Source organism: Pseudomonas fluorescens (genome assembly GCF_012974785.1).
Classification (GTDB): Bacteria; Pseudomonadota; Gammaproteobacteria; order Pseudomonadales; family Pseudomonadaceae; genus Aquipseudomonas; species Aquipseudomonas fluorescens_BT.
This window is the reverse complement of the sequence record NZ_CP027561.1, coordinates 3,524,876-3,547,153: the sequence shown is the minus strand read 5'-3', so window position 1 is coordinate 3,547,153 and position 22,278 is coordinate 3,524,876. Positions and strand designations below refer to the sequence as shown.

The 22,278-nt window shown below is 54.5% G+C and carries 24 protein-coding genes and 2 pseudogenes; 14 read left to right on the top strand and 12 right to left on the bottom strand.

Going from position 1 to position 22,278, the window contains the following annotated elements; translation table 11 throughout:
• Window positions 1–19 precede the first annotated feature (19 nt).
• The 3 genes from C6Y56_RS15775 to C6Y56_RS15765 are packed head-to-tail and all read left to right on the top strand — an operon-like array spanning window position 20 to window position 2,226.
• A complete protein-coding gene (locus C6Y56_RS15775) occupies window positions 20–694 on the top strand; it encodes an STN domain-containing protein (protein WP_169430668.1) in 675 nt (224 codons plus the stop codon).
• Window positions 691–1,242, top strand: a complete 552-nt coding sequence (locus tag C6Y56_RS15770; RefSeq protein ID WP_169430667.1) for an RNA polymerase sigma factor — start codon at window positions 691–693, stop codon at window positions 1,240–1,242. Before C6Y56_RS15775 ends, C6Y56_RS15770 begins: the two co-directional genes overlap by 4 nt.
• Window positions 1,243–1,287: 45 nt before the next feature.
• On the top strand, window positions 1,288–2,226 hold the full coding sequence (locus tag C6Y56_RS15765) for a FecR family protein (protein ID WP_169432661.1): 939 nt from the start codon (window positions 1,288–1,290) through the stop codon (window positions 2,224–2,226).
• A gap of 141 nt (window positions 2,227–2,367) precedes the next feature.
• On the opposite strand, the gene C6Y56_RS15760 is transcribed toward C6Y56_RS15765, so the two are convergent.
• Together C6Y56_RS15760 and gspH are read right to left on the bottom strand one after the other, a co-directional pair.
• Window positions 2,368–2,976 carry a prepilin-type N-terminal cleavage/methylation domain-containing protein gene (locus C6Y56_RS15760; protein WP_169430666.1) on the bottom strand — a complete coding sequence of 203 codons (609 nt, stop codon included), beginning with the start codon at window positions 2,974–2,976 and terminating at the stop codon, window positions 2,368–2,370.
• The gene (gene gspH, locus C6Y56_RS15755) at window positions 2,973–3,425 is read right to left on the bottom strand and encodes a type II secretion system minor pseudopilin GspH (protein WP_108562333.1); all 453 of its coding nucleotides are present in this window, start codon (window positions 3,423–3,425) and stop codon (window positions 2,973–2,975) included. Before gspH ends, C6Y56_RS15760 begins: the two co-directional genes overlap by 4 nt.
• Window positions 3,426–3,558: 133 nt before the next feature.
• Here gspH and C6Y56_RS15750 point away from each other — a divergent pair.
• Window positions 3,559–3,989: pseudogene (locus C6Y56_RS15750) on the top strand (type II secretion system protein N).
• A gap of 253 nt (window positions 3,990–4,242) precedes the next feature.
• Window positions 4,243–4,908: a DUF4145 domain-containing protein gene (locus tag C6Y56_RS15745; RefSeq protein WP_169430665.1), complete on the top strand. Its 666-nt coding sequence runs from the start codon at window positions 4,243–4,245 to the stop codon at window positions 4,906–4,908.
• A gap of 513 nt (window positions 4,909–5,421) precedes the next feature.
• Here C6Y56_RS15745 and C6Y56_RS15740 read toward each other — a convergent pair.
• Together C6Y56_RS15740 and C6Y56_RS15735 are read right to left on the bottom strand one after the other, a co-directional pair.
• Entirely contained in the window at window positions 5,422–7,383 is a 1,962-nt protein-coding gene (locus C6Y56_RS15740) for a hypothetical protein (protein WP_169430664.1), read from the bottom strand.
• Window positions 7,384–7,661: 278 nt separating this feature from the next.
• Window positions 7,662–8,258, bottom strand: a complete 597-nt coding sequence (locus tag C6Y56_RS15735; RefSeq protein WP_169430663.1) for a hypothetical protein — start codon at window positions 8,256–8,258, stop codon at window positions 7,662–7,664.
• 219 nt (window positions 8,259–8,477) lie between these two features.
• On the opposite strand from C6Y56_RS15735, the gene C6Y56_RS15730 reads away from it, so the two are divergent.
• Window positions 8,478–8,633 (top strand): hypothetical protein, encoded by a 156-nt coding sequence (locus C6Y56_RS15730; protein WP_212633388.1) that lies wholly within the window; start codon window positions 8,478–8,480, stop codon window positions 8,631–8,633.
• Window positions 8,633–9,079: a phage baseplate assembly protein V gene (locus C6Y56_RS15725; RefSeq protein ID WP_249314297.1), complete on the top strand. Its 447-nt coding sequence runs from the start codon at window positions 8,633–8,635 to the stop codon at window positions 9,077–9,079. Before C6Y56_RS15730 ends, C6Y56_RS15725 begins: the two co-directional genes overlap by 1 nt.
• A gap of 83 nt (window positions 9,080–9,162) precedes the next feature.
• On the opposite strand, the gene C6Y56_RS29235 is transcribed toward C6Y56_RS15725, so the two are convergent.
• Window positions 9,163–9,486, bottom strand: a complete 324-nt coding sequence (locus C6Y56_RS29235; RefSeq protein ID WP_249314295.1) for a DUF4145 domain-containing protein — start codon at window positions 9,484–9,486, stop codon at window positions 9,163–9,165.
• A 430-nt stretch (window positions 9,487–9,916) separates the two neighbouring features.
• On the opposite strand from C6Y56_RS29235, the gene C6Y56_RS15715 reads away from it, so the two are divergent.
• The 6 genes from C6Y56_RS15715 (at window position 9,917) to C6Y56_RS15690 (ending at window position 14,087) form a co-directional block, all read left to right on the top strand.
• Window positions 9,917–10,294: a GPW/gp25 family protein gene (locus tag C6Y56_RS15715; protein WP_169430662.1), complete on the top strand. Its 378-nt coding sequence runs from the start codon at window positions 9,917–9,919 to the stop codon at window positions 10,292–10,294.
• Window positions 10,278–10,730: a baseplate J/gp47 family protein gene (locus C6Y56_RS15710; RefSeq protein WP_169430661.1), complete on the top strand. Its 453-nt coding sequence runs from the start codon at window positions 10,278–10,280 to the stop codon at window positions 10,728–10,730. The genes C6Y56_RS15715 and C6Y56_RS15710 overlap by 17 nt, the downstream gene beginning before the upstream one ends.
• 90 nt (window positions 10,731–10,820) lie before the next feature.
• Window positions 10,821–11,108 carry a hypothetical protein gene (locus C6Y56_RS15705; RefSeq protein ID WP_169430660.1) on the top strand — a complete coding sequence of 96 codons (288 nt, stop codon included), beginning with the start codon at window positions 10,821–10,823 and terminating at the stop codon, window positions 11,106–11,108.
• Between the two features lie 471 nt (window positions 11,109–11,579).
• Window positions 11,580–11,966, top strand: a complete 387-nt coding sequence (locus C6Y56_RS15700; RefSeq protein WP_169430659.1) for a DUF6124 family protein — start codon at window positions 11,580–11,582, stop codon at window positions 11,964–11,966.
• A gap of 591 nt (window positions 11,967–12,557) precedes the next feature.
• Window positions 12,558–13,271, top strand: coding sequence for a hypothetical protein (locus tag C6Y56_RS15695; protein WP_169430658.1), 714 nt, complete (start codon window positions 12,558–12,560; stop codon window positions 13,269–13,271).
• A gap of 429 nt (window positions 13,272–13,700) precedes the next feature.
• Window positions 13,701–14,087, top strand: coding sequence for a DUF6124 family protein (locus tag C6Y56_RS15690; RefSeq protein WP_169430657.1), 387 nt, complete (start codon window positions 13,701–13,703; stop codon window positions 14,085–14,087).
• Between the two features lie 563 nt (window positions 14,088–14,650).
• On the opposite strand, the gene C6Y56_RS15685 is transcribed toward C6Y56_RS15690, so the two are convergent.
• The 7 genes from C6Y56_RS15685 to C6Y56_RS15655 all read right to left on the bottom strand — a co-directional run bounded on the left by C6Y56_RS15685 (window position 14,651) and on the right by C6Y56_RS15655 (window position 21,717).
• The gene (locus C6Y56_RS15685; protein WP_169430656.1) at window positions 14,651–15,970 is read right to left on the bottom strand and encodes an OprD family porin; all 1,320 of its coding nucleotides are present in this window, start codon (window positions 15,968–15,970) and stop codon (window positions 14,651–14,653) included.
• 192 nt (window positions 15,971–16,162) lie between these two features.
• Window positions 16,163–16,996: a phosphodiesterase gene (locus C6Y56_RS15680; protein WP_169430655.1), complete on the bottom strand. Its 834-nt coding sequence runs from the start codon at window positions 16,994–16,996 to the stop codon at window positions 16,163–16,165.
• Between the two features lie 24 nt (window positions 16,997–17,020).
• Complete coding sequence (locus tag C6Y56_RS15675) at window positions 17,021–18,052, bottom strand: ABC transporter ATP-binding protein (protein WP_169430654.1); 1,032 nt, start codon at window positions 18,050–18,052, stop codon at window positions 17,021–17,023.
• Window positions 18,049–18,843 carry an ABC transporter permease gene (locus C6Y56_RS15670; RefSeq protein ID WP_169430653.1) on the bottom strand — a complete coding sequence of 265 codons (795 nt, stop codon included), beginning with the start codon at window positions 18,841–18,843 and terminating at the stop codon, window positions 18,049–18,051. The genes C6Y56_RS15675 and C6Y56_RS15670 overlap by 4 nt, the downstream gene beginning before the upstream one ends.
• Window positions 18,840–19,658: an ABC transporter permease gene (locus tag C6Y56_RS15665; protein WP_432760330.1), complete on the bottom strand. Its 819-nt coding sequence runs from the start codon at window positions 19,656–19,658 to the stop codon at window positions 18,840–18,842. The genes C6Y56_RS15670 and C6Y56_RS15665 overlap by 4 nt, the downstream gene beginning before the upstream one ends.
• A 51-nt stretch (window positions 19,659–19,709) precedes the next feature.
• Window positions 19,710–20,714 (bottom strand): ABC transporter substrate-binding protein, encoded by a 1,005-nt coding sequence (locus C6Y56_RS15660; protein WP_169430652.1) that lies wholly within the window; start codon window positions 20,712–20,714, stop codon window positions 19,710–19,712.
• Window positions 20,698–21,717 carry a LacI family DNA-binding transcriptional regulator gene (locus C6Y56_RS15655; RefSeq protein WP_169430651.1) on the bottom strand — a complete coding sequence of 340 codons (1,020 nt, stop codon included), beginning with the start codon at window positions 21,715–21,717 and terminating at the stop codon, window positions 20,698–20,700. The genes C6Y56_RS15660 and C6Y56_RS15655 overlap by 17 nt, the downstream gene beginning before the upstream one ends.
• Before the next feature lie 156 nt (window positions 21,718–21,873).
• Between C6Y56_RS15655 and C6Y56_RS15650 the strand changes: the two are divergent.
• A pseudogene (locus tag C6Y56_RS15650) lies at window positions 21,874–22,170 on the top strand (hypothetical protein); the annotation flags it as partial.
• Window positions 22,171–22,278: the final 108 nt, after the last annotated feature.

Genomic DNA, 22,278 nt, shown 5'->3' with positions numbered 1-22,278 from the left:
ATTTGCGCGCTCAGCGCTCATGCGCCAGCTCTGTCTGGGGCTGCTGCTTGGCTTGTTTCTGAGCCGTGCCAGCGCCGATCCGGTACCGGCGTCGATGCGCATGACGCTGCACATCCCGGCCCAGGAACTGGCCCGTGCCCTCGATCAGTTCAGCCGCGCCACCGGCATGGCGGTGCTGGTCGACAGCCAGTTGAGTCGCGGTCGACGTTCACTGGCGGTGGATGGCGAATTCACCGCCGCCGAAGCGTTGCGGCGGATGCTCGGTGGCAGCGGCTTGATGGCCAAGTACAGCCGCGACGACGCGTTCACCTTGCAGGTTGCGCAAGTCGAGGAAGTGCCAATGCCGGCGGAGAAACCGACCCCCGCCAGCGCAGCGGTCAACCGCAGTTACGCCACGGCGGTGCAGGCCGCGATTGAGCGCAACCTGTGCCGCTCGCCGCTGACCCGGCCCGGCAGTTTTCGCGCGGTGTTGCAGCTGTGGATCGGTCGCGACGGAGTGGTGCAGCACAACCGGTTGGTCACCACCACCGGCGATGTTCGGCGCGATGCGGCGTTGGTAGACAGTTTTCACACGCTCAAAATCGACCGGCCCACACCCGGCGCATTGCGCCAGCCAGTCACCTTGCTGTTGTTACCCGAATCGTCAGGAAAGCGCATGGAATGCACACAATGGGAAGGAGTTTCCGGGGGATGAAAGACGCCGGGCAAAGTTCGATGGTCCAGCTGTTCCTGACGTCCTACGAGGACTTTCGGGTGCGCCTGCGACGCCGTCTCGGCTCGGAAGACCTGGCCAACGACGTGCTGCAGGAAACCTGGCTGCGGCTCGACCGCATGGAAGCGCCGCCGAACCTGCTGCGGCCCAACGCCTACCTCTATCGCATGGCCCTGAACATCGCCGCCGACCGCCGCCAGGCCGATGCGCGGCTGCTCACCGGCAGCGAAGTCGAAGAACTGCTGCAAGTCAGCGACGAAGCGCTGGACCCGATGCGCGTGGTCGGCGGCCAAAAGGAAATCCAGTCCCTGGTCAGCGCCCTCTACGAGTTGCCGGCCCGGCGCCGCCGGATCTTTATCGCCGCACGGCTGGAAGAAGCGCCGCACCTGGAAATCTCCCAGCGTTTCGGCATTTCCACGCGCATGGTCGAGAAAGAAATCAAGGCTGCACTGGGGTACTGCGCGGCCAAACTGGAAAGAAAAGTGTTTCAGCGGTTCGGTCGCGGGGCCGGAAAACCGTCTAGTGAATGAAGCTCCGATTGAGTGTCCCGATCAACCCGTCGAGTACCTGTGCGTTTGAACATCTTCCGTCTGACACCTGCCGAGCCCACGCCTGCCGAGCGTCTGCAAAGCGAAGCCCGCGACTGGCTGATCCTGCTGACCTCCGGCCGCGCCACGGTCGCCGATGCCCGAGCGCTGCGCCAGTGGTGCGCCCAAAGCCCCGAACACGCCCGCGCCTTCGAAGAGTGCAAAGCGTTGTGGCACCTGCTGCAACCGGCGGCCGAAGCGACGCAGGCGCCACGCCGGTTCGGGCGGCGAGCCTTTCTCGGCGGCGCGATGGCTGCTTCGGCGGCGTTCCTGTTGGTGCGCGGCACGATCCCGGGTGGTTTCTCCGGACTTGGCGCGGATTACATCACCGAAGTCGGCCAGCAACGCCGGGTCGAACCGGCCGATGGCTTGAGCCTGGAACTGAACACCCAGACCCGTATCAACCAGCGTTCGGTGGATGAGGGCGTACAAGGTTTTGAACTGGTCAGCGGCGAAGTCGAAGTGCAGACCGCACGGCTGCCCATGGCGATGCAGGCCGGTGGCGGATGGCTGCGGGCGAGCAGGGCGCGGTTCAACCTGCGCAACCTCGATCAACAGGTGTGCGTGACGTGCCTCGATGGCGCGATAGATGTGGAAGTTGAAGGTCGCAACCTGCGACTGGAACCGGGCCAGCAATTGACCTATGACGCGCAACAAGTCGGTACCGTGCAAAGTGTCGACACGACGGCAGTCACCAACTGGCGCCAACAGGTCCTGGTGTTTAACGGCGCAACCCTGAGCCAGATGATCGACGAGATCAACCGCTACCGTCCTGGCATGTTGTTGCTGCTGAACCGTGAACTCGGCCAGCGCCGCGTTCAGGCGCGTTTCTCTCTTGATCAACTCGCCGGCGTAGGCGCACTGATCCGCGATGCCTACGGCGTCAAATGCACCGAGCTGCCGGGCGGCGTAGTCGTCCTCAGCTAACTAAAAACAGTACTCACAAACACCCTATATCCCTGTGGGAGCCAGCCTGCTGGCGATGAGGGCAGCACATTCGACATCTCATTGCCTGACCCACCGCATCGCCAGCAGGCTGGCTCCCACAAAGTTCAACGGTGACCGCCGCTACTGCAAAGGCCCCATAACCTGCCGATACTTCTCCGGCCCTTGCGGTGTTTGCCGAGTCAACCGCACCTCCAGCCCCAACGGATCCTCCCGCCGATTCCCGCTCAACTGCCGCCACCCGTTGTCCACTTCCCAAACCCGCACCTGCAAATCAGTCACCTCACCCAACACCGCCACCCCAGCGGTCGGCGCCGGCAACGGATAGCGACTGCGCGCCGGCCCCACAGCGCGATACAACGTGTCCCCCTTGAGCCACCACCGCACCCGCTGCAACGCCCCCGGCTGATCCGCCGCGCTCCGAATGATGTCCAGTCGAAACCCCTTGCTGTCACTGCTGCGCACCGTAACGGCAGGCTGGGCCGTCGCCGGTTCATCCTCGGTGCCGACCTTCTTCGGCTCCGTCAGCTCGATCCCGGCGCGCATCTCCACATCTCGCTGCATCTGATTCAACGCCCGCAACAGGCTGTCGCTCTGCTCACCACTGGCCTGCAAATGGCTGTCGGCGCGGGTGACACTGTCCAGCCCCTTCCAGGCGATCAGGCTGACCACCGCCATCAACAGAATCGCGACCATCACCTCGATCAGCGTAAAACCGTGTTGTCTGTTCATTGCACGCTAATCCGGCCCGAAGCATCGCGCAGCACACTCAACCGATTGAGCCCGTCAGACAGCGTCAACTGCAGCGGCGGATTGATCCACTCCGCGTTCAGCACCACTTTCTGCTTCGGCTCCACCCGCACCGCAAGCTTCGGACTCTGCCAGGGACGTGGCCGCAACTGCGGGTCCCGATCGAAATGATCAAAGCCCTTGCCGCTGTCACTGCGCCGACTGAACCGAAACCCCTTGCCATCGCTCAACCACGCAATCGGCCGGCCATCGGCGCGGGCCTCCGCCTGAGCAATCTGCAGCAACTGCGCCACGCGCTCGGCGTCCTTGCGCAGCAACTGCAACGGATCGGGCTTGATACTCAGACTGATCGCCGCACTGGCGATGCCGATGATAACCAGCACCACCATCAACTCGATCAGCGTAAAACCCTGCTGCCTGCACCGGTTCATCGAATGCGCACTCCCTTGCGTCCAGCCCCGTCCCAAAAAACCATCCTGCACGGCCAACATGTAAGGCGTGTGAAATAAAACCGTGAGAATTGCCGCGTAGTCTGGTCACCGGGACTAAAAGGAGATTCAGCCCATGAGATTCACCGCACGCTTTTCACCCCCCCAAATCATCCAGGCCACCGCACTGCTGGCCGCCCTGGTCGGCATCGCCACCTGGTCATCCCTGCTCCTGACCACCGCCGAATCCCACACCCCGGCCGCCGCCCCGCAACTGCTCGCGGCGCGCAGCGATAACCCGGCTTTGCAGTGGTTCTCCAACCGCACGGCGCCGGTGGAGATCAAGGTGAGTGGCGTGATGGCGGGGAGTCGGGGGGCGGTGGCGATACTCAGCCTGAACGACGGACCGCCGAGGAGTTTTTTGCAGGGAGAGCGGGTGAGTCCTGGGGTGAAGTTGGTGGCGGTGGAGGGGATGGGGTGGTGATTGAGCAGGGTGGGGAGAGGGTGAGGTTGGGGGTGGAGAAGTTGGAGGAGGGGGTGGAGATGCCTAGGTTGGTTAGGCCGTGATGTGGTGAAAGAGGCAGGACCCGGCATTGCTCAGCGAATGGCTGAGTAGAGAATTGCAAAGACTCACCCTCTATTGATGGATTGGCGGCTTTCTTAGCGTGTTGATTGGCTGGCTCGAAACGGAACACACTTTTGTCCCGCGGGTAGGAGTCGCGTTCATTTTTCAACAATTCTTCTATCCGTACGCGATAGTGGCAATTTGCCCGGATGTGGGTTAAGTTTAAAAAAACCTTCATTACGCTAGGGAAAGAGCATGTCGGGCTACTCATTTGAAAATGGCAAAACCAATGGATGTATACACAAAGCAGTGTGTGAAAGTTGCCAAATTGAGCAACGACATGTTGTGGAGACATCTAGACGCGCCAAATGGAAAAGTGATGAATTTACCGCAATTACAGAGTTTGAAATAATCCGCTGCATGAATTGCGATACTATTTCTTTCAGAAAAGAGTCGTCTAATAGTGAGGACTATTATTACAATCCTGAAAGTGAAGAATATAACAGCCACTATGATGTTTCTCTTTATCCTAATCGGACTGCTGGTCGATTTAAAATAGAAGGTAACTGGTATCTTCCGCCGGATGTTCGTGCTGCTTACGAGGAAGTCATTAGTGCAGTCAATGGTGGGCAGCCAATCCTTGCAGGACTTGGAGTGAGGGTTCTTATTGAAGTTATATGTCGAGATCAGAACGCTGCTGGAAAATCTTTGCTCTCAAAAATTGATGATCTAAAAACAAAGGGTGTACTCACTGTTGCAGGTGCTGATATTTTGCACAAGCTTCGGTCCATGGGTAACGACTCCGCTCATGAGGCCAAGCCAAGCAGTGATAAGCAGATATCTCTTGCTATGGATGTTGTAGAGAACCTTTTGCAGAGTGTTTATATTCACCCAGGTGAAGCAAAGTCTGCCTTTAAATGAAGTTTTTTTCAAAGCGGCGAAGGTGGATTGATTTGATATATGAGAATGCGGTTCACGTTTAGGTGTGTCGCTCTGTGCTAAAGATTAACCCTTTAATTGGGGGGGGGTAGTTGCTGTTGTGTTTGGCCTGACGTTTGTAATCATGGTGTCTGATTTCAGTAGTCAATTAATGTAGGAGATCATAATTCAATGAATTGTTTTTGCGCTTTTAAGGTGGTCCTGGAAAAGGAAAAGGGGACGAAAGGAAAAGGGGAGTGATTTATTTTCTGAGTAATAAATCACTCCCCATTGTTTCCAAGGCCGATGTTATCAACAGCATCGGTTAATAGATGGCTTTCAATATGCCCACGATCGCACAGGAATGTTAATGTTTGGTAAATGGGTGAACCCCATATGCAAAAATTGTTCTAAGCAGAAAAGTGGGCTGATCTATTTTTCACTTTTTTACCAAAAATAGATCAGAAAATAGATCAGAAAATAGATCAGTCCTATGTTTTCATGTAGTGTATTCGTTTACGAGGAAGTCATAGGACGATTCAGGAAAGTAGGCGTTCTATCGAATATAGACATATCTAGCTTTTCGGGTCTAACATATGCGTCGTCGCGCATCCAGCTTTCAATGTAGTCAGGAATGAACTGAGGCAAAGGTACAGCTTCTTTGTTCATGCTCTTGAGAAGAATTTTGCAAAGTCGCGTAATTTTTTCAGAGGGGCTATTATCCTGAATGACGGTAAGAAATTGTTGATGCATAAACTGTACAAATTTTCTTTTGTGCTGAACGATGATTAAGTCGCAATATTCAGGCGACATGAAGTCCAGGTCGAATGGGTCCGTATGATAAGCTTCAGGGTCGTCCAATACTAGTCTCTGACGATATATAACCAACATCCTATGATAGTCGCGAATTATGCGTTCCAGTGCTTTGTCTGAGGCTTTAGTTTTACCCTCTGTCGCGATGAGAGAGGGTAATTGGAATGCAAAAAAATCAAAATCAGCTCCTGTGAAGTAGCTAAGCGAATCATTAATGTGTTCTTTCGAAAATTGACTAAAAATCAGTCGCTGCGCTATATTAGTTCGATCATTCGATTTGAATGATATAAGGTAGTTTTCACCAAGATTAAGTGATACGAAATCTACGAGCATTGAACTGTTCATGGGCACTACAACTCCATCCCTCCCAATAATGAACATGCTATCATCATCGTGCCGCTTGATGTACGAGTTAAGATTGAACTCATGATAGGTTGCTGCTCTAGATGGTGACGAAGAAAGCTCCTCTAAGAATATAGCTATTGAATTCTGGTTGTGGTGAGTTTTTGCTCCGTAAATGAAGAGCTTATGCAGGCGCTTTAATTCGAATAGGTGAAGGCCGCCTGTGTGGATTACTGAACATTGTAGAAAACGTTGCATGCACTTGAGGAAGTGGTCGGTTTTGTTGAGAAGGTCATATTGCAAGAGGACGTAAAAACATTCATACGCATTTTGTGATATTTGGCATGCGTTGAAATCCAATGGTGATCCGGATTTTGGTATGTTTGAAAGGTAGAGTGCTTGCTGTTGAAAAGATGATTCCTTTGTTATTACATGGTCTTTTAAATAAGTTATTGTCTTCGCGAGGTCGGAATGACTAAGGGAGGATGCTACTTGATCTAAAGATGCAAGCCTTTTTTCACGCCACTCGTCATGAGGCTGCCCTTTTTTTGGTATGGTTCTGGTAATGGTAAACTCAGGTGTAAGCCGTCGCAGCTTTTCGTAGTTAGGTTGTCCGTTATGCCAAATTTTGCTCAAATTGTAATGCTCGCTCGATCGCAGTTCAACTGACTCTGCCATTATTAACGAGATGGTGTCACCATGGGAGAAGGGTTTACCGTTGTTGCCAGTCCACGGTTGAGTCCAAGAAGGAAACGCGGACCTTATTTCTCTGCCTTTCAATTGTACTTGAATTCTCATCGAGGTCATTGGGTGTTCAACGTTTGCATATCCAACGATGTGATATTCCTGATCAGGAGAAGACGGCTGCACCGAATTTTCCTTGTCAATATTTTGAAGCGCCTGATCAATAATGTTTAGGATCTCGGGCTGTTCTAATTCTTTGGGGAATAATGTTTTCCAAAGGTATCCTGATTTGTAATAGGTCTCAGGTAGTAAGGTTAAGTCTGCTGCTTTACTTGCAAATAGCCGCCTTGGTAATTTAACTGTAAGTACTTTGTTTTGAAGTTCTCGAAGGTAGAACCAGTCATCATCCACTTCCGGATCAAATGCATCCAAGGATGTTATTTTTGGATGCTGGTTTAAAAAATTGACAAGCGCAGAGTAGGTGTGAACTCCCCCAGATATCACATTGGTCACAGTAGATTTTCCACCACCAGCTGGTCGTTCAATCCTAGTTGTGAAGTCGCCTTCGATAATATGTCGAAGTGCTCTCGGGTGAAGTGTGTACGCCCCGTTTGGCCCGAGCTTTATAGTGTTTTCCATAAAAGGTTCCTCAATACTTGAAAAGTTTCATAATTTGGCATTTGAGAAATAAGACGGACATTGAAGGCCATCCAGCGATTAGGGCGTAAAAGGGACTGATCTGTTTTTAAAAATAGATCAGTCCCCTTTTTTGTCCGAAACGCATTTAGAATATTCCACAACCATGGAATACTAGATGATTACCTCGCAGGAATGGATGCTGTCAGGCTAAAGAAATAGAAATTTTAAATCACGGCTTAATCAGACTGTTTGGTTTGTTTAAGCCGCGAGCGATAGGGTCAAAGATTTGGCCAAAGAGTTTCAATATAAGATAATTCAGCATCGATAATTGCTTGAGCATTAGCCATTGCCCCATTAGATACAAAAATTTTTGAGTTTCGGACATCTAGCACACATAATCTATCCCCCTCAAGAACGAGAGCCGACAATGATAACTCCATGATAGAGTGTACGAGGTCGACTCTGTTTTTAGCCAATGTGTCAGATTTTGTATAAAGCTTTATTACGTGCCGATGCCCATCAATTTCAACGCCCAACTCAGGATTAACAGAGATGGTGAAGTTATGATAAGAGTAACTTCCTCTCGGTGGATTGAACCAGGAAATACTCTTCCTTCCCCACCACTTCCTATACCCTTCAACCATCTCAGAATAATTTTCCATCTTATGGATAGGTAAGTTTTGAAGAATTTCTCCAAGCGAGTCTTTAGATTTACCCAAAGAGTGAATTTCAACAATTCCTTCGCGAAAACGACGATAGTAATCCGTCGCGGGAGAATAAACTTCTCGGTTCTTGATTTCGCGAACCTTGGTAACCCGTGGAGTGCCGGCTTTTGAAAAAACGTCAACCAAATCTGTAAGCGATAATGAGGGCATGCTGCATCCTTATAATATCACTAAGATTGTCTATGGCAGGCAAGTGGCCATCACTGGAAGCGTAGTCGCTTAAGTCGTAATGTCAAACGGAGCTAAAGCATTTGAGGATTTTGATGTAACAAGAAAATTGGCGAGCCGCATTGAGAGTGCAATTCGCGTTATTCAAGAGGCATATTAAAAAGGAGACTGATCTATTTTCTGGGAGGCAGCTATTTGATCATGTCCGCACAGCACCGAATGACCCGCACCGGCGGTTACACCGTGGATAAAACAGTCTGTCGCATCTCGGCGCCCTCGATCTCGATGACCCAGGAAAACACCAAGCCGGACCTGGCATTATCGACTTATGGCATTCAGCATGAGGTGGTGGCCTGATGGGTGTTGAGCTGGAGTACGGCGAGGTGAGTGCCGTTGACTATATGACCTGTCGCATCAGGGTGAGGCTGGATGACCGTGACGGCGTTGAAAGCTACTGGCTCAACGTGCCGCAGCGTAACACCCAGGGCACGCAGCGCCGGCCGCTAATGCCCGAGCTAAATGAACAGGTCGCAGTGCTGTTGGATTCTGACGGTGTAGGTGGTGTTTACCTTGGCGGGATCTTTTCGACGGCCGAGCCACCACCCGTGGTCGATGCGGACACGGACTATGTGCGGTTCAGTGACGGGACAGTCTCCACCTACGACCGTGCGGCCGGGGTGATGACGTTGGATTGTGTGGGCGCTTTGCTCTTGAAATGCGGCCGGAATATCACAGTCGAGGCCGGTGAGCCGGTGGTGGTGAAAGCGCCATCAGCGACTTTGGATATCCCGCAGGTCGCCTAGAATGGCAACCTGCAGGTGAATGGCAACATTAATGCGACAGGCACAATCATGGATGCCGGTGGCAACTCGAACCACCATAGCCATTAAGCTGGTTTACCCTCGTCGCGCTTAGCAATCGCTGCTAGGGCACCAGCTGGCAATTTGCCAAAACGTTCCGCTATTTGTTTGGGACGTGCAATCAGTTCCTCAACGATCAGATTGATCATCTCAAACATGATCGTAACGTGTTCAGGACTATCCTCGAGAGACATTTCTCCCGGATGCACAGCCTGATTACCTGTTACACGCACGAGATCCAGCGCTTGCTGAACTTGGGGAGCAAGACCTTTTTGCACGAGAGCCTTTATGTCGTCATTGATATTTTTCCCTTCTCCCCCTAAATGTATGCACAACTTTTGCAATGCCAACCGGAGTAAGGCTGCCGCGCCTCTGGGGACTGACTCGATATTTCACGAGCTTCATTGAAGTCCTTTTTGCACTCCTCAGGCAGATCGGTGTGAGGCATGGGAGCGCTCACGGAAGAGGGTAAAATCATGTGCCCCGAGTCGGCATCAGCTGCCATCCAAAGGCTAAATTCTTGACAATGGTCGCAATAGCATTTTTGAAACTCTGTTCCCCATAACCCCGATTCACTCCCCATAGGATTCTTAGGGATACCAGCTCATTGTTGTTAGAACCCCACAAAAAATGCAGGTAAAAGCCTTTTCCCCGAAGGTTGGTTGAACATATTTCGACATTGAACATTTCCTTTTAAGTTCAGCTGGTCGCCGATCGCCAGATTACCTTCTTTAAACTCGATTAAAAGCCTGTGCCCGCAGGCTTTCGCATTATGGGCGCATGACGACGCCTAAACCGTATACCAGCATCACCGCCGCCCACTGGCAACCCGCCCTCGGTACATCCGGGGAGTTTGTAGAGGGCCTGCGCGATATCGACCAGTCCATTCGCATCATCCTCACCACGCCCAAGGGCGCCGACGCTCATCGGCCGGACTTTGGCAGTGACCTACATCTATATATCGATTGGCCTGTTAACCGAGTGACGCCGCACCTGGTGCGGGAAACGGTCGACGCACTACGTCGCTGGGAAACCCGTATCTCAGTCTTCCAGGTACAGGTGCTGATTGAAGGGGCGCAGATTAGGGTGCGGGTACAGTGGCGTATTGCGGATGGTGTCACCCAGTTGACCGAGGTGCCCTATGCGCGAGCTGCCTAAACCAGTGTTTGTCGAGATCGATCCGGCTGCTACCGAAGCCGCTCTGATTGCCCGCTATGAGGCCAAGTCAGGGAAAACCCTATATCCCGCTCAAATCGAGCGGCTTTTTATCGACTTGATAGCCTATACCAAGACACTCTCGGACATGTCCATCCAGAATGCCGGCGAGCAGCTCCTGGTGCGCTTTGCGGATGCCCCGATTCTGGATTACCTGGGCGAACTGGTTGCAACCCCCAGGTTGTTGGCTGCCCCAGCACGTTGCCCGATACGCTTCAGCGTGCCGGCCGTTCTGCAGCAACCTTTGCTAATTCGTGCCGGCACTCGGGTCAGCACCCAAGACGCCATGGAAAAAAGGGGACTGGAAAAAAGGGGACGGATTTATTTTCCATTGGTCATGATCTGCTTCGGAGTAGCTGTGAAGTCAGGGTTTGTTTAGCGCATTGTGCAATGCGCGGCTCTCACTCCTACGCATAATTAAGCGCCTCGTTTGTACAGTCGGAGGGCTACAGACAAAGGCGTCACAAGAATGAAAAAGCTTCTAATCGCGGTGGTCTTCGCCCTAGTGACCATGCTTTACGTCGGCTACTACGAAGCTCTTGAGGACGGAGACATCGAGACCATTGTCTTCATCAAGAAGCATCCGACGTTTCAGATGAAGTTCTACAACATCCACGCTAACGATGGAGAGATCAGGAACGTAGAACGCCTGACGGCAGAGGAGCGGGGGTGGATTATTGATTACTGCAGGTATCGCTTGGGGATCGACACAGCCCTGAAAACTCAGGATGACGTCGAGATGTGCCGGAAGAAATAGAGCTGTTCACCTGGCTTGGGTTTTCTATTACGACTGGCAACCTGGGCCAATTCCCTCGATCTGTTGGGATAACGGGGCGGATCTGTTGAAGGATAAGTGGCGGAGTGAGTCCCCGATAAACACCAACGTTTAAAAAGACATCTCAAGACACTCTCTCAGGCTACATATCCTTGCGCCGTTGCCTACAGCTACGCCAGAATCCGCCGGCTTGTGCGCCTTGGGGACGGGTTCTATTGTGGTGCGGTCGCTGACGAATCAGTGATCGGATTTGACCGTCCGCCCAACATCAAGGCGCACCAGCGTTCTGCACGTGTTCAGGCATTGTCTGAAATCATGTCGCGGTGGCTGTGCGTGGGACACCTTCGGGTGTGCCGGATTCCTTGATGTCCGGTCGGTCAACCCGCGTACAGCTGCCACCCTGTTTGTTTGACCGCGAACGGTGGCGGCTCCACTCATCAAGGAGCTTCACTCATGATCAAACCAACACCCAACCCGCCCGAAACCGACTCGGTTTCCCCCTACGAATCCATCGATTCCAAAAAACTCCACGAAGCCGCTGACCGCGCGCTCGACCATTACCTCTGTCCGCCCGGCTCCACGCCGCCTCCACGCAGAACCCGCGGGATGTATGCCGTGACTGCGGACAACAAAAACGAAGAACTGCTGATTGATGCCAGTGAAACACTCGCTTCGGCCCAAACCATTGCCCAGAACATCGCCAGTCTGGTACCGGCTTCTCAGCGTCGGGCGTTGGTTGGGATTGCGCAGTTGATCATGCTCGGGGAGTTGGCGGTGAATCGGGCGTTGGATAATTTGCAATTGCCGGTGAAGCAGCCCTCGGGATCACCTGCTGATTAGGCGGGTGTCAATTCTGACGCCTTCGCGAGCAAGCTCGCTCCCACAGGGATTTAGGGGGGGGGGAGGGGACTGAATTATTTCATTCAGTCCCCTTTGTTTCTTAACCCGCGTCGCCGCGATCTGGCTCTGAAGGCGCATCCGGACACTCATCGGCCCATCGCGTAACCGTCATGTCGTTGAGCTGCTCACCCATGGTGTCGACGCGCAAGTAGGCGCCTTTCTTTGAATAGAACAGGATGCAGCGCGAGCTATAGCTAAAAAGGGGACTGATCTATTTTCAAAAAAATAGATCAGTCCCCTTTTTGCTCTTTTTGCTGAGCGCCTGACAGCAGTGGAGCGGGGGCGGATTACTGATTACTGCTGGTACCGGTTGGGAATCGACACCGACCTGAAGACTCAGGATGACGTCGAGATGTGCTGGAGCAAATAAGGCTGTCTATTTGGCCAAGGTTGCCAGCTAGGGCTGGCAACCAAGACCATCTTCTACCCACTATTGGGATAAGGGAGGCAGCCTGCCTACACAATTCGGCCAGGTGGGCCATGTCGTCACTGATACACTGATTTCGACTCGCCGATTAGCCAGGAGCTGAGATGGATATCAAAGAGTTTTGCGTCGCTCATGGATTTGACTTGAGTAAAAGTGGAGTGGCGTTAGGAGGTGGAAGTTTTGGAATGACAGATCTGAAAATTTCTCCAATGGAATTTTTGATCTTGGCCGAAGAAGATTTTGAGCGGGGCGGATTGGCCGCGCTTGTGAACGCAACGACCAATGTGAAACGAGCCATTGTCGGACAGCTTGATCAGTTACTGATCTCCTTCGGCTATCCATCACTTAGATGGAACGTGCCAAAAAAGATCGAGCGAGTAAGGGCGCTTGGATTATTGGCGCCCAGTCTGTTGCGTAAAGTTGTCGATATGCGAAATTTTCTTGAGCACGAGTACGCTACACCTGAGCTCAAAAACGTTGAGGAAGCATTGGATATTGCGAGTCTATTTGTAATGTCCGCTTCAGCTATGTTCGTTCCGTTCGATGACGTTCTGGAGTTTTCACGGCCTGAGCCCCAAGTGGCAGACGGCGCTATTGCACTTCTCACTGCAGGGTTGAGACGGGAGTCAGGGAGGGTTTTTTACAACGTCTACGCATATGAAGCTGGCGGGTATGCTGGACATTGTGTTGGTCAATGCCAGATTCAATCAGGGCATATCCTGTTTGAAGCAATGGTAAAGCTTTCCGCATCGCTGATGCTTCGATACAAAGTAAACCAAGCGATCAATGATTTTGAAGCTGCGTATGCTCAGTCATGAGTGCTCGATAGGTGAGTACTGCCGGTTATGGGGCGGATTTATTTAAGTGGGGAGGTGCCGCAGTAAGGTCTTGATAAACACCAATGTTTAAAAAGACATTTCCAAACACTCTCTCAGGCTACATATCCTTGCGCCGTTGCCTACAGCTACGCCAGAATCCGCCGGCTTGTGCGCCTTGGGGACGGGTTCTATTGTGGTGCGGTCGCTGACGAGTCAGCGATCGGGTTTGGTAGCCCGGCTTAGACTTGGCGCATAGCGTCACCCGATACAGGCCTTTTTGGGGCTGTGTATTTATGGTGGCCATGCGCAGGGCGTCTTCGGGCGCGCCGGTTCTCCAAGTCACCGGTCTACCAACCTTCGTATGGCCACCACCCCTTCGTTTGGTAGCGAAAGATGATGGCTCCTTTTCTATGATTTGGAGATTCACTCATGATCAAACCAACACCCAACCCGCCCGAAACCGAATCGGTTTCCCCCTACGAATCCATCGATTCCAAAAAACTCCACGAAGCCGCCGATCGCGCGCTCGACCATTACCTCTGTCCGCCCGGCTCCACGCCGCCCCCACGCAGAACCCGCGGGATGTATGCCGTGACGGCGGACAACAAAAACGAAGAACTGCTGATTGATGCCAGTGAAACACTCGCTTCGGCCCAAACCATTGCCCAGAACATCGCCAGTCTGGTGCCGGCTTCGCAGCGTCGGGCGTTGGTTGGGATTGCGCAGTTGATCATGCTCGGGGAGTTGGCGGTGAATCGGGCGTTGGATAATTTGCAATTGCCGGTGAAGCAGCCCTCGGGATCACCTGCTGATTAGGCTGGTGTAAATTCTGACGCCTTCGCGAGCAAGCTCGCTCCCACAGGGATTTAGGGGGGAGGGGACTGAATTATTTCATTCAGTCCCCTTTGTTTCTTAACCCGCGTCGCCGCGATCTGGCTCTGAAGGCGCATCCGGACACTCATCGGCCCATCGCGTAACCGTCATGTCGTTGAGCTGCTCACCCATGGTGTCGACGCGCAAGCAGGCGCCTTTCTTTGAATAGAACAGGATGCAGCGCGAGCTATCAACAGAGCAGGTATCGAGCTCCAGGAAATTGCGTGCAGCCGCTTTCAGCCGATTCTGTTGAAAAAGTCGGCCATGGTTTGCACATCAAAAAAGTACGCGTCCGAGATTGAAATCTCTACTTTTGGCAGAGGCTTCCGGACTCGGATTTCACGTAGCGGCGTGCAAAAAGGCGTTTTCACCAGTCAATGATCTGGCAGTTTGGGCAGACCGACTGTTTCAACAGAATTGGCCAATAGCAGCCGCTCGCTTTGAAGGCAAATCAACGACTGTCAGACAAATTCGCGCGTCTGAGTTTCGTAAGTAACTTTTACGCCTTACATCAACGGAATTGTATAGCTCACGATCAGGCGATTCTGGTCTTGGTCGCGGGCGATATCACTTCGAGACATCGCGTTCCGCCAGCCAAAACCGACGTTCTTCAACGCACCGCTCTGGATCACATAGTCCAGAGAGATATCGCGCTCCCATTCGCCTGCGTCCTTGCCGCTGGCAGTCTGAATATTGTCGCCCTTGAGGTACATCACCGATGCCTTCAAGCCAGGAGCACCCAGTGCAGCGAAGTCGTAGGCATACTGCGCGAATGCGGTCCGCTCCCCCGCCTGGATGAAGGTCTGAATGGTGCGGTCGGTGTAAAGATAAAGACTGGCACCTGCCTCGCCTTTATCGACCAGGCCACCCTGATTGAGTTGCGCAAAATTGCTGTCATCGGAAACACTTTGATAGCCCGCCGTAATTGCATGGCCACCCAACGAATAAATGAACGCCGCGCTCCAGGTATCGTTGTCGATTTCACCGGTACCGCCTTTGGTGTAACCCCCGAACTTGTAACCGTTGGCGCGACCGGCCGCACTGCTGTTCTTGCCATCGGACGTGGTCTTGAAATAACGCAGATCGGTTTTCAGCGAACCGTATTCACCGAGCGGCAACACATGCAGCAAACCAGCGAAGTGCTGCTGGTAATAGTCTTCCAGATTGGCGTAGTAATACTGAACGGTCAGGTCCTTCGTCAGTTTGTAATCGCCACCGGCAAAGGTGAATTTATTGCTTTCCTTTGTGCCGCCCGCAACGGCCAGACCTGCGCTATCGCTGGAAGCACGCCCGGTGGCGTATTCAAGTTGGCCGGCAGTGACGGTCAGGTTATCGATTTCATTGCTGATGACTTGTCCGCCCTCGAAGGTTTGAGGCAACAGCCGGCCATCATTGGAGACCACTACCGGCAACTTCGGCTGTAAGGTGCCGTAACGCAGCTCTGTCTTCGAGAAACGCATCTTGGCAGTCGCACCGACACGGCCCCATTGGTCCGCAGCCTTGTCGCCGTCATTGGGGAACATCGAACCACCGACATGACGACCCGCACCGCTGTCGAGCTTCAAACCCAGCAGGCCAATGGCATCCAGGCCGAACCCCACAGTGCCGTCGGTAAAACCGGATTGATAATTGAGCATGAAGGCCTGCCCCCACTCTTCGGTCTTCGAAGGAGCAGCGGCCCCATCGCGGTTATCATTGTTGAAGTAGAAGTTGCGCAAGTTCAAATTGGCTTTGCTGTCTTTAATGAAATCAGCAGAGGCGAACGGACTCATGGCAATACTCAGGCCGCCGGTCAAAAAACTTAATACTTGAAGCGTGGCTTTCATCAGGACGAACTCCAGCGCAGAACCTATGTTCCGGGCACATTAAAAGGACAGCGGGAAGCACTCAGCCAATCAGGCGATTGACCAATGCGTTAACTAATCATCAAGAAAGATCTGAACCGTGCGCAGAGAATGATATGGGTTAAAACCTCCGAAGAACTTCGTCAAAAAACGCCTTGAAAAATCTCTGTGCCATCAGTCGATCAATCCATGTGCGTCGTAAAACGGATACGGTCCGGGATACTCACCAAACACGGCGTTATGGGTCACCAGCCCCTGCTGCGCTTGCCAGCGATGCAGCAAATACCCGGCCGGTTCCAGATTGAAATGCGCCGGGGCGGTTTGCTGTAGATCCAGCACGATTTGATGTGAGGTACCGGGACACACACAACTCAGGCTGCCACCGAAACGCCGCTGCATCGGTCGGTGTAAATGTCCGCATAGCAAGCGTTCCACCTGCGGGTGACGGGCGATGATCTGCTCAAGCGCCGACGCGTTGATGAACGGCTCGCGGTCCATATGACCAATACCGCTGATAAATGGCGGGTGATGCAGAATCAATAACGTCGGTGCATCGGGACGACGAGCCAGTTGCTCATCGAGCCAGTGCAACTGGCTGTCCAGCAACTGACCGCCATGAGCGCCGGGGATCGTCGTGTCCAGACCGATCAGGCGCACCGGGTGCTCTTCAACCACCCAATCCAGTGGTGCGCCGGCAGACATCGGCAGGTAGGCATGATCGGCAAATGCCGCCAGCAAATGCTCGCGATTGTCGTGGTTGCCAGGCACGAGGTAGCAAGGCATTGCCAGGCGCGCCAGTTCGGGATGCAGCACGGCATATTCATCAGGTCGACCGAAGTCCACCAGGTCGCCACTGATCACCACGATGTCGGGACGCGGATGGAGGCGATTCAAATGATCGACAGCACGCCGCAACGCGCCGAGGGTATCGACGACGCCGTAAGTCAGCCTTTGACCGGCTTTAAGGTGCAGATCGCTGATCTGCGCAATGAGAAACGGACGATTCAAGATAAGTTCTCTGAAAACTAAAGATCACGAATGCAGGGTAAACAGCATTTGCGGCTCGATGGCCAAGGCAATCAGCGTGCCGGGGGCGAGGATGACGCCATCGGCGCTGTCCACCAACAATGGCTGTGAAGCACCCACATCCACCAGCAAGCGGCTGTGTGCACCCTGGAAAAACTGCCCCACCAGACGCCCGCGCAGATGACCCTGGTTGTCCGTCACCCGCAAATGCTCAGGGCGGCAGTACACGGTGGCGGGCAGACTCGCGCCACTCCACGGCAACTCGCCACCACTGACTCTCAAGCCATGGGACGTACGCTCGGTCACAGAAAAAGCATTGAGGTTGCCAACGAAACTGGCCACGAAAGCGTTGGCCGGCTGCTGATAGATTTCCCGCGGGCAAGCCAATTGCGCGACGCGGCCGTGCTCCATGACCAGGATGCGATCCCCCAACGCCATGGCTTCTCCCTGGTCGTGGGTGACGAACACCGCGGTGATTCCCAAACCACGTAGCAACTGATCCAGCTCGCTGCGCAAGCGCTCACGCAACTGCGCATCCAGCGCAGCCAAGGGTTCGTCGAGCAGTAACACCCGCGGCCGAGGTGCCAGTGCTCGGGCCAAGGCGACACGTTGGCGTTGACCGCCGGACAACTCGTGAATGCTGCGCTTGCCATGTTCTTGCAGACCGACCAATTCCAGCAATTCCGAACAACGCTTGTTGCGTTCGGCGGCGGTAAGACCGCGAATCTTCAGGCCGTAAACAATGTTGCCGGCCACATCCAGGTTCGGAAACAACGCATAGTTCTGGAACACCATGCCCACGTCGCGGCGCTCGATGGGCAGGCGTGTGACATCGCTGTCGCCAAAGAATATCTGCCCCACGTCCGGGCGTTCCAGACCGGCGATCAGGCGCAAGGTGGTGGTTTTACCGCAACCGGACGGGCCGAGAATCGCCAAGGTTTCCCCAGCCTCGATGGTCAGGTTTAAATCATGCACAGCAACGGTGCCGTCAGAGAACGCCTTGCGGCAACCCTCAAGGCGAATGGTGGTTCCGGTCATCGGCTCTTTCCTCGGGAAATACGGGCGCTGATGGCCTGCAGCGCAATGAGCAGCGGCACGATCATCAACAGGAATATGAGGGTGTAGGCGCTGGCGACTTCCAGCCTGGCCGAGGCATAACTGTCGGCCAAGCCCACCGGCAATGTTTTGGTCATCGGGGTATGGAGCATCCAGGTCAGGTTGAACTCACCCAACGACAGGGTGACAACCATCAACACCCCGGCGAGAATCCCGGCCCGGCAGTTGGGCACCACCACACTGAAGAAACGCTGGATCGGCCCGGCGCCAAGACTGGCCGCTGCGTCTTCCAGCGTTGGCAGGTGCTGACGTTGCATCACAGCCATCACCGGGCGAACCAGAAATGGCAGGGTGAACAGCACATGGCCGACGAGAATGAATAACCAGCTGCTGCGAAACCCACCGAACTGACCATAGGTGAGCAGCAAGGCCAAGGCGCTGGCCAGGCCTGGCATCGCCACGGGCAACACCATCAGTTCTTCGAACGCGCGGCTGAAGCGATTGTTCATCCGCACCAACGCGTAAGCCGCCGGTACGCCAATCACGCAGACACACAGAGCACAGGCCACCGCCAGTTGCAGGGATAGCCAGACAGTCGGCGAATAGGTTTGCCAAACCTGTATCAACCAGTCGAATGTGAATCCGCTGGACAGGCCTGCGAAGTAATTGCGCGTCAGCCCCGCCAGCAGCGACATCAGCACGGGCACCAACATAAAGGCACAGACCAGCAAGGTAAAAACCAGTTGCCCGACAAACAGCGTTGAGCGTTTCACAATACAGTCCCCGATTGTTTGACCAGCCGCCGGGTCAGCAGCAGCGCGGCCCAGGTCACCACACCCAACACCACCGACAGCGCAGCCGCCACAGCGAAGTTGGCGTAATTGGTGAACACGTTGTAGATCGCCACAGGGGTCACGTTCAGCCGAGTGCCCAAGGTAAAGGCCGTACCGAATGCGCCCATGGAGGTCGCGAAACAGATCGCCCCACATGAGACCAATGCCGGCGCCAGGCCGGGCACAATGACATCGCAGACCACTCGCCAATGACCCGCCCCCAGTGAATGGGCGGCTTCTTCCAGGCTACGATCCAGGCTTTCGCAAGCGGCCATCACCGTGAGAATCACCCGCGGAATCGAGAAGTACAGATAGCCGATGAACAACCCCGTCAGCGAGTAGGCAAAAATCCAGCGCTCCCCCACCAGCTCAAGGCCGAGTGTGGCGAACAGCCCCTGACGACCGGACAGCAGAATCACCAGAAAGCCGACCACCACGCCGGGAAACGCCAGCGGAAAGGTCAATAAGGCGACCAGTGCCGAGCGGCCGAAGAAGCGCTGGCGAGCCAGAAACACGCCACTGATACCGCCCACCAACAGCGCCGCAAGGGTCACCACGAGAGCAAGAATGCAGGTCTGCGCCAGACTGCCCAGGTATTGCGCGCTGCCAAGCACTTGCCAGTAACCGCTGTCGCTGCTGTCGCGGCTTTGCCCACCCAGCACTATCAGATGCGCCAGCGGCAATAACCAGAATGCGAACAGCACAGCTGCTGCTGGCGCTAGTGCCCAGGCAGCTGTCGGTCGCAAGCGCGGCACGATGGACCAACCCGACCGGACTTCCCGGGCTTTTACTACCGAAGCCGTCACTTACTTGACCTCACTCAGATAACGCGCCGAGAAGGCTTCCTGCACCGCCGCCATGTGTTCGTAATCAACTACGCCGGCCCGTGCATACTCGCTGTCCGGCAGGAACTGCGCGGCGACGTCGGCAGGCATCTTCACCGCACGTACTGGTCGCAGGTACGCCTTAGCCCACAGCGCCTGACCTTGATCGGACAGGACGAAATCCAACACCTTCTCGGCGTTGGCACGATGCGGGGCGTTGGCGACCATGCTCATCACGTAAGGCACGCTGATGCTGCCTTCTTTGGGGATCACGAACGCTACGTTAGCGTTGTCCTTGTAACGCGCCCGATAGGCGTTGAAGTCGTAATCGACCAAAATTGGCAACTCGCCGGACAGTACCCGCGCGTAAGCCGTCTGCTTGGGCACAATGGGCGAGTTTTTCGCCAGTTTCCGGAAGTAATCGATGGCGGGGGCGAAGTTATCCAGGGTGCCACCCATTGCCTGATTGATGGCCACGGCAGATACGTAACCCACGAAAGCGCTGGACGGATCAAGATAACCAACCATGCCTTTGTATTCGGGCTTGAGGAGATCGGCCCAGCTTTGCGGAACCGGCAAACCACCCAGTGCATCGACGTTAACCATGATGCCAAGGGTGCCGGAGTGAATCGCAAACCAATGACCTTCCGGATCTTTCAGACCGACTGGAATCTGATCCCAACCCTTGGGCTTATAAGTTCCAGTCACGCCTTTTTTTTGCGCCTGTAAACCGAACGTCACGCCGTAATACACCACGTCGGCCACCGGAGCGGCCTGTTCGGCCACTAGTTGCGCGAGTGACTGGCCGGAGTTCTTGTTGTCCAGTGGGACCTGCACACCGGTGGTGTCGGCAATCGCCTTGAGCTGCACCCCCCAGTCCGCCCACTCCGGCGGGCAGTTGTAGCAAATCGCCGTTTCGGCGGCTTGTGCCAGGCTGGTCACACCGCATAGCAGCAACGCCGCCAGGGTTTTACTGAATCGGATCATCAAACATCTCCTCGTAGGGCTGAGTACTTTCGCCCGACCGGATATGGCAGGGCAGGCAATGGGAAACCGGTGCGGCGCCAGCGATCTGCGCCAACAGTTGATCGATCACGGTGCAAGCCAGCGCCGCGATGGGTTGAACGACGCTGCACAGCGTCGGGTGCATTTGAGTACCAAGGGAAATACCGTCAAAGCCAATGACCGAGAGCTGCCGGGGCACGTTCCAGCCGTTGCGCCGCAGTTCCGCGATCAGACTGATCGCCAGCAAGTCGTTGGAACAGACCAGCGCACTGGGTGCCTGCGGGCTGCGCAATAAGGGCTCGATGACGGCGAAGTCTGCCTGGGTATGGGCAGGCATTTCGATCACCGGCAGGCTGTCGAGGCCGGCCTCACGCATAGCGTCGAGATAACCGGCGTAACGCAGTCGAGAGCGGTCTGACTGCAAGGCTGGACCGGCAACCATGCCGATCTGCGAGTGTCCCGTTTCCAGCAGATAACGGGTGGCGAGCGCCATGCCGGCGCGATTATCCACCGACACAGCGCTGTAGTCAGGATTGTCGGGCTGGTGATAGGCCAGCACAAAAGGCGTGTCTTCGTTGGCAAGGTTTTGCAGCACGCGACTGCTCTGGGCATCAGTCACGGTAAGGACCAGACCATCGACCCTTTGGCGCAACAAATCCTCGACCACCGCGCTTTCGCGCTCGCTGTTGTAGTCGGTAGTTGCCAGCAACAGGTTGTAACCGTGCAAGCGTGCGGCCTGCTCCATCGCCTGAAATTGCTCGGCGAACACAGGGTTAAGCAGATTGGGCACCACCACGCCGATCAGGTTGGTGGTTTGCAAGCGTAGTTGGCGGCCGAGGCGATTAGGCCGAAAACCTAGCTGACGCGCGGCGGCGAATACTTGCTCTCGGGTCGCCGGACGCACAACTTCGGGGGAGGCAAAGGTTCGCGCGGCGGTCGCCCGCGAAACACCTGCCAGCCGTGCAACCTCTTTCAAATCTGTCATGTTCACTCGCTTGAGATCGATCTCATTGGCGATGACATTACTCGGGAAACATGGCACTCCTGCGATGAACAAATGACGTTTTGATGTCAGACGCTCACCCGTTATCCTGCGCATCCCGCCAAGAAAAAAGGTCTACCGTGGCGTGGAATCGACCTGCACGCCAAGCCCGGGCAGCTCATCGTGTTGAGCGATCCGAACAATCCCCAGTGCACACGTGAAGAAGTGTTGCTCATGGAAGCGGCTCAGAAAGTGGACGCGGCACTCAAGCCCATGTCCGACGAAGAAGCGAGCTTCATGGTCCGCTATCGGAGCCAGATAGAATCCGTTCTTTCGCAAGGCTCTACATCAATCGGTGTTGGAGAATCGATCTTCGCCAAGAACCTTGAAGACCTGAAAACGTCGCTAAAGCAAATCGAAACGCGGCATCAGAAAAGAAAACAGATCAGTCCCCATTGTTCTAAAGAAATGACCATTCATCTTGAAGTTCCACTCACCTGTCAGATATGACAGGTGACAGCCGCTGTGTTTCAAGCCTTCAATCATCCCGTGTATTCATGCCTG

Coding starts and splice junctions, on each gene's coding strand:
- C6Y56_RS15690 (WP_169430657.1), top strand. CDS start 13,701: ATGATCAAACCAACACCCAACCCGCCCGAAACCGAATCGGTTTCCCCC.
- C6Y56_RS15660 (WP_169430652.1), bottom strand. CDS start 20,714: ATGATCCGATTCAGTAAAACCCTGGCGGCGTTGCTGCTATGCGGTGTG.
- C6Y56_RS15740 (WP_169430664.1), bottom strand. CDS start 7,383: ATGGAAAACACTATAAAGCTCGGGCCAAACGGGGCGTACACACTTCAC.
- C6Y56_RS15725 (WP_249314297.1), top strand. CDS start 8,633: ATGGGTGTTGAGCTGGAGTACGGCGAGGTGAGTGCCGTTGACTATATG.
- C6Y56_RS15745 (WP_169430665.1), top strand. CDS start 4,243: ATGTCGGGCTACTCATTTGAAAATGGCAAAACCAATGGATGTATACAC.
- C6Y56_RS15760 (WP_169430666.1), bottom strand. CDS start 2,976: ATGAACAGACAACACGGTTTTACGCTGATCGAGGTGATGGTCGCGATT.
- C6Y56_RS15775 (WP_169430668.1), top strand. CDS start 20: ATGCGCCAGCTCTGTCTGGGGCTGCTGCTTGGCTTGTTTCTGAGCCGT.
- C6Y56_RS15675 (WP_169430654.1), bottom strand. CDS start 18,052: ATGACCGGAACCACCATTCGCCTTGAGGGTTGCCGCAAGGCGTTCTCT.
- C6Y56_RS15705 (WP_169430660.1), top strand. CDS start 10,821: ATGAAAAAGCTTCTAATCGCGGTGGTCTTCGCCCTAGTGACCATGCTT.
- C6Y56_RS15695 (WP_169430658.1), top strand. CDS start 12,558: ATGGATATCAAAGAGTTTTGCGTCGCTCATGGATTTGACTTGAGTAAA.
- C6Y56_RS15685 (WP_169430656.1), bottom strand. CDS start 15,970: ATGAAAGCCACGCTTCAAGTATTAAGTTTTTTGACCGGCGGCCTGAGT.
- C6Y56_RS15710 (WP_169430661.1), top strand. CDS start 10,278: ATGCGCGAGCTGCCTAAACCAGTGTTTGTCGAGATCGATCCGGCTGCT.
- C6Y56_RS15735 (WP_169430663.1), bottom strand. CDS start 8,258: ATGCCCTCATTATCGCTTACAGATTTGGTTGACGTTTTTTCAAAAGCC.
- C6Y56_RS15730 (WP_212633388.1), top strand. CDS start 8,478: ATGTCCGCACAGCACCGAATGACCCGCACCGGCGGTTACACCGTGGAT.
- C6Y56_RS15700 (WP_169430659.1), top strand. CDS start 11,580: ATGATCAAACCAACACCCAACCCGCCCGAAACCGACTCGGTTTCCCCC.
- C6Y56_RS15715 (WP_169430662.1), top strand. CDS start 9,917: ATGACGACGCCTAAACCGTATACCAGCATCACCGCCGCCCACTGGCAA.
- C6Y56_RS15770 (WP_169430667.1), top strand. CDS start 691: ATGAAAGACGCCGGGCAAAGTTCGATGGTCCAGCTGTTCCTGACGTCC.
- gspH (WP_108562333.1), bottom strand. CDS start 3,425: ATGAACCGGTGCAGGCAGCAGGGTTTTACGCTGATCGAGTTGATGGTG.
- C6Y56_RS15655 (WP_169430651.1), bottom strand. CDS start 21,717: ATGACAGATTTGAAAGAGGTTGCACGGCTGGCAGGTGTTTCGCGGGCG.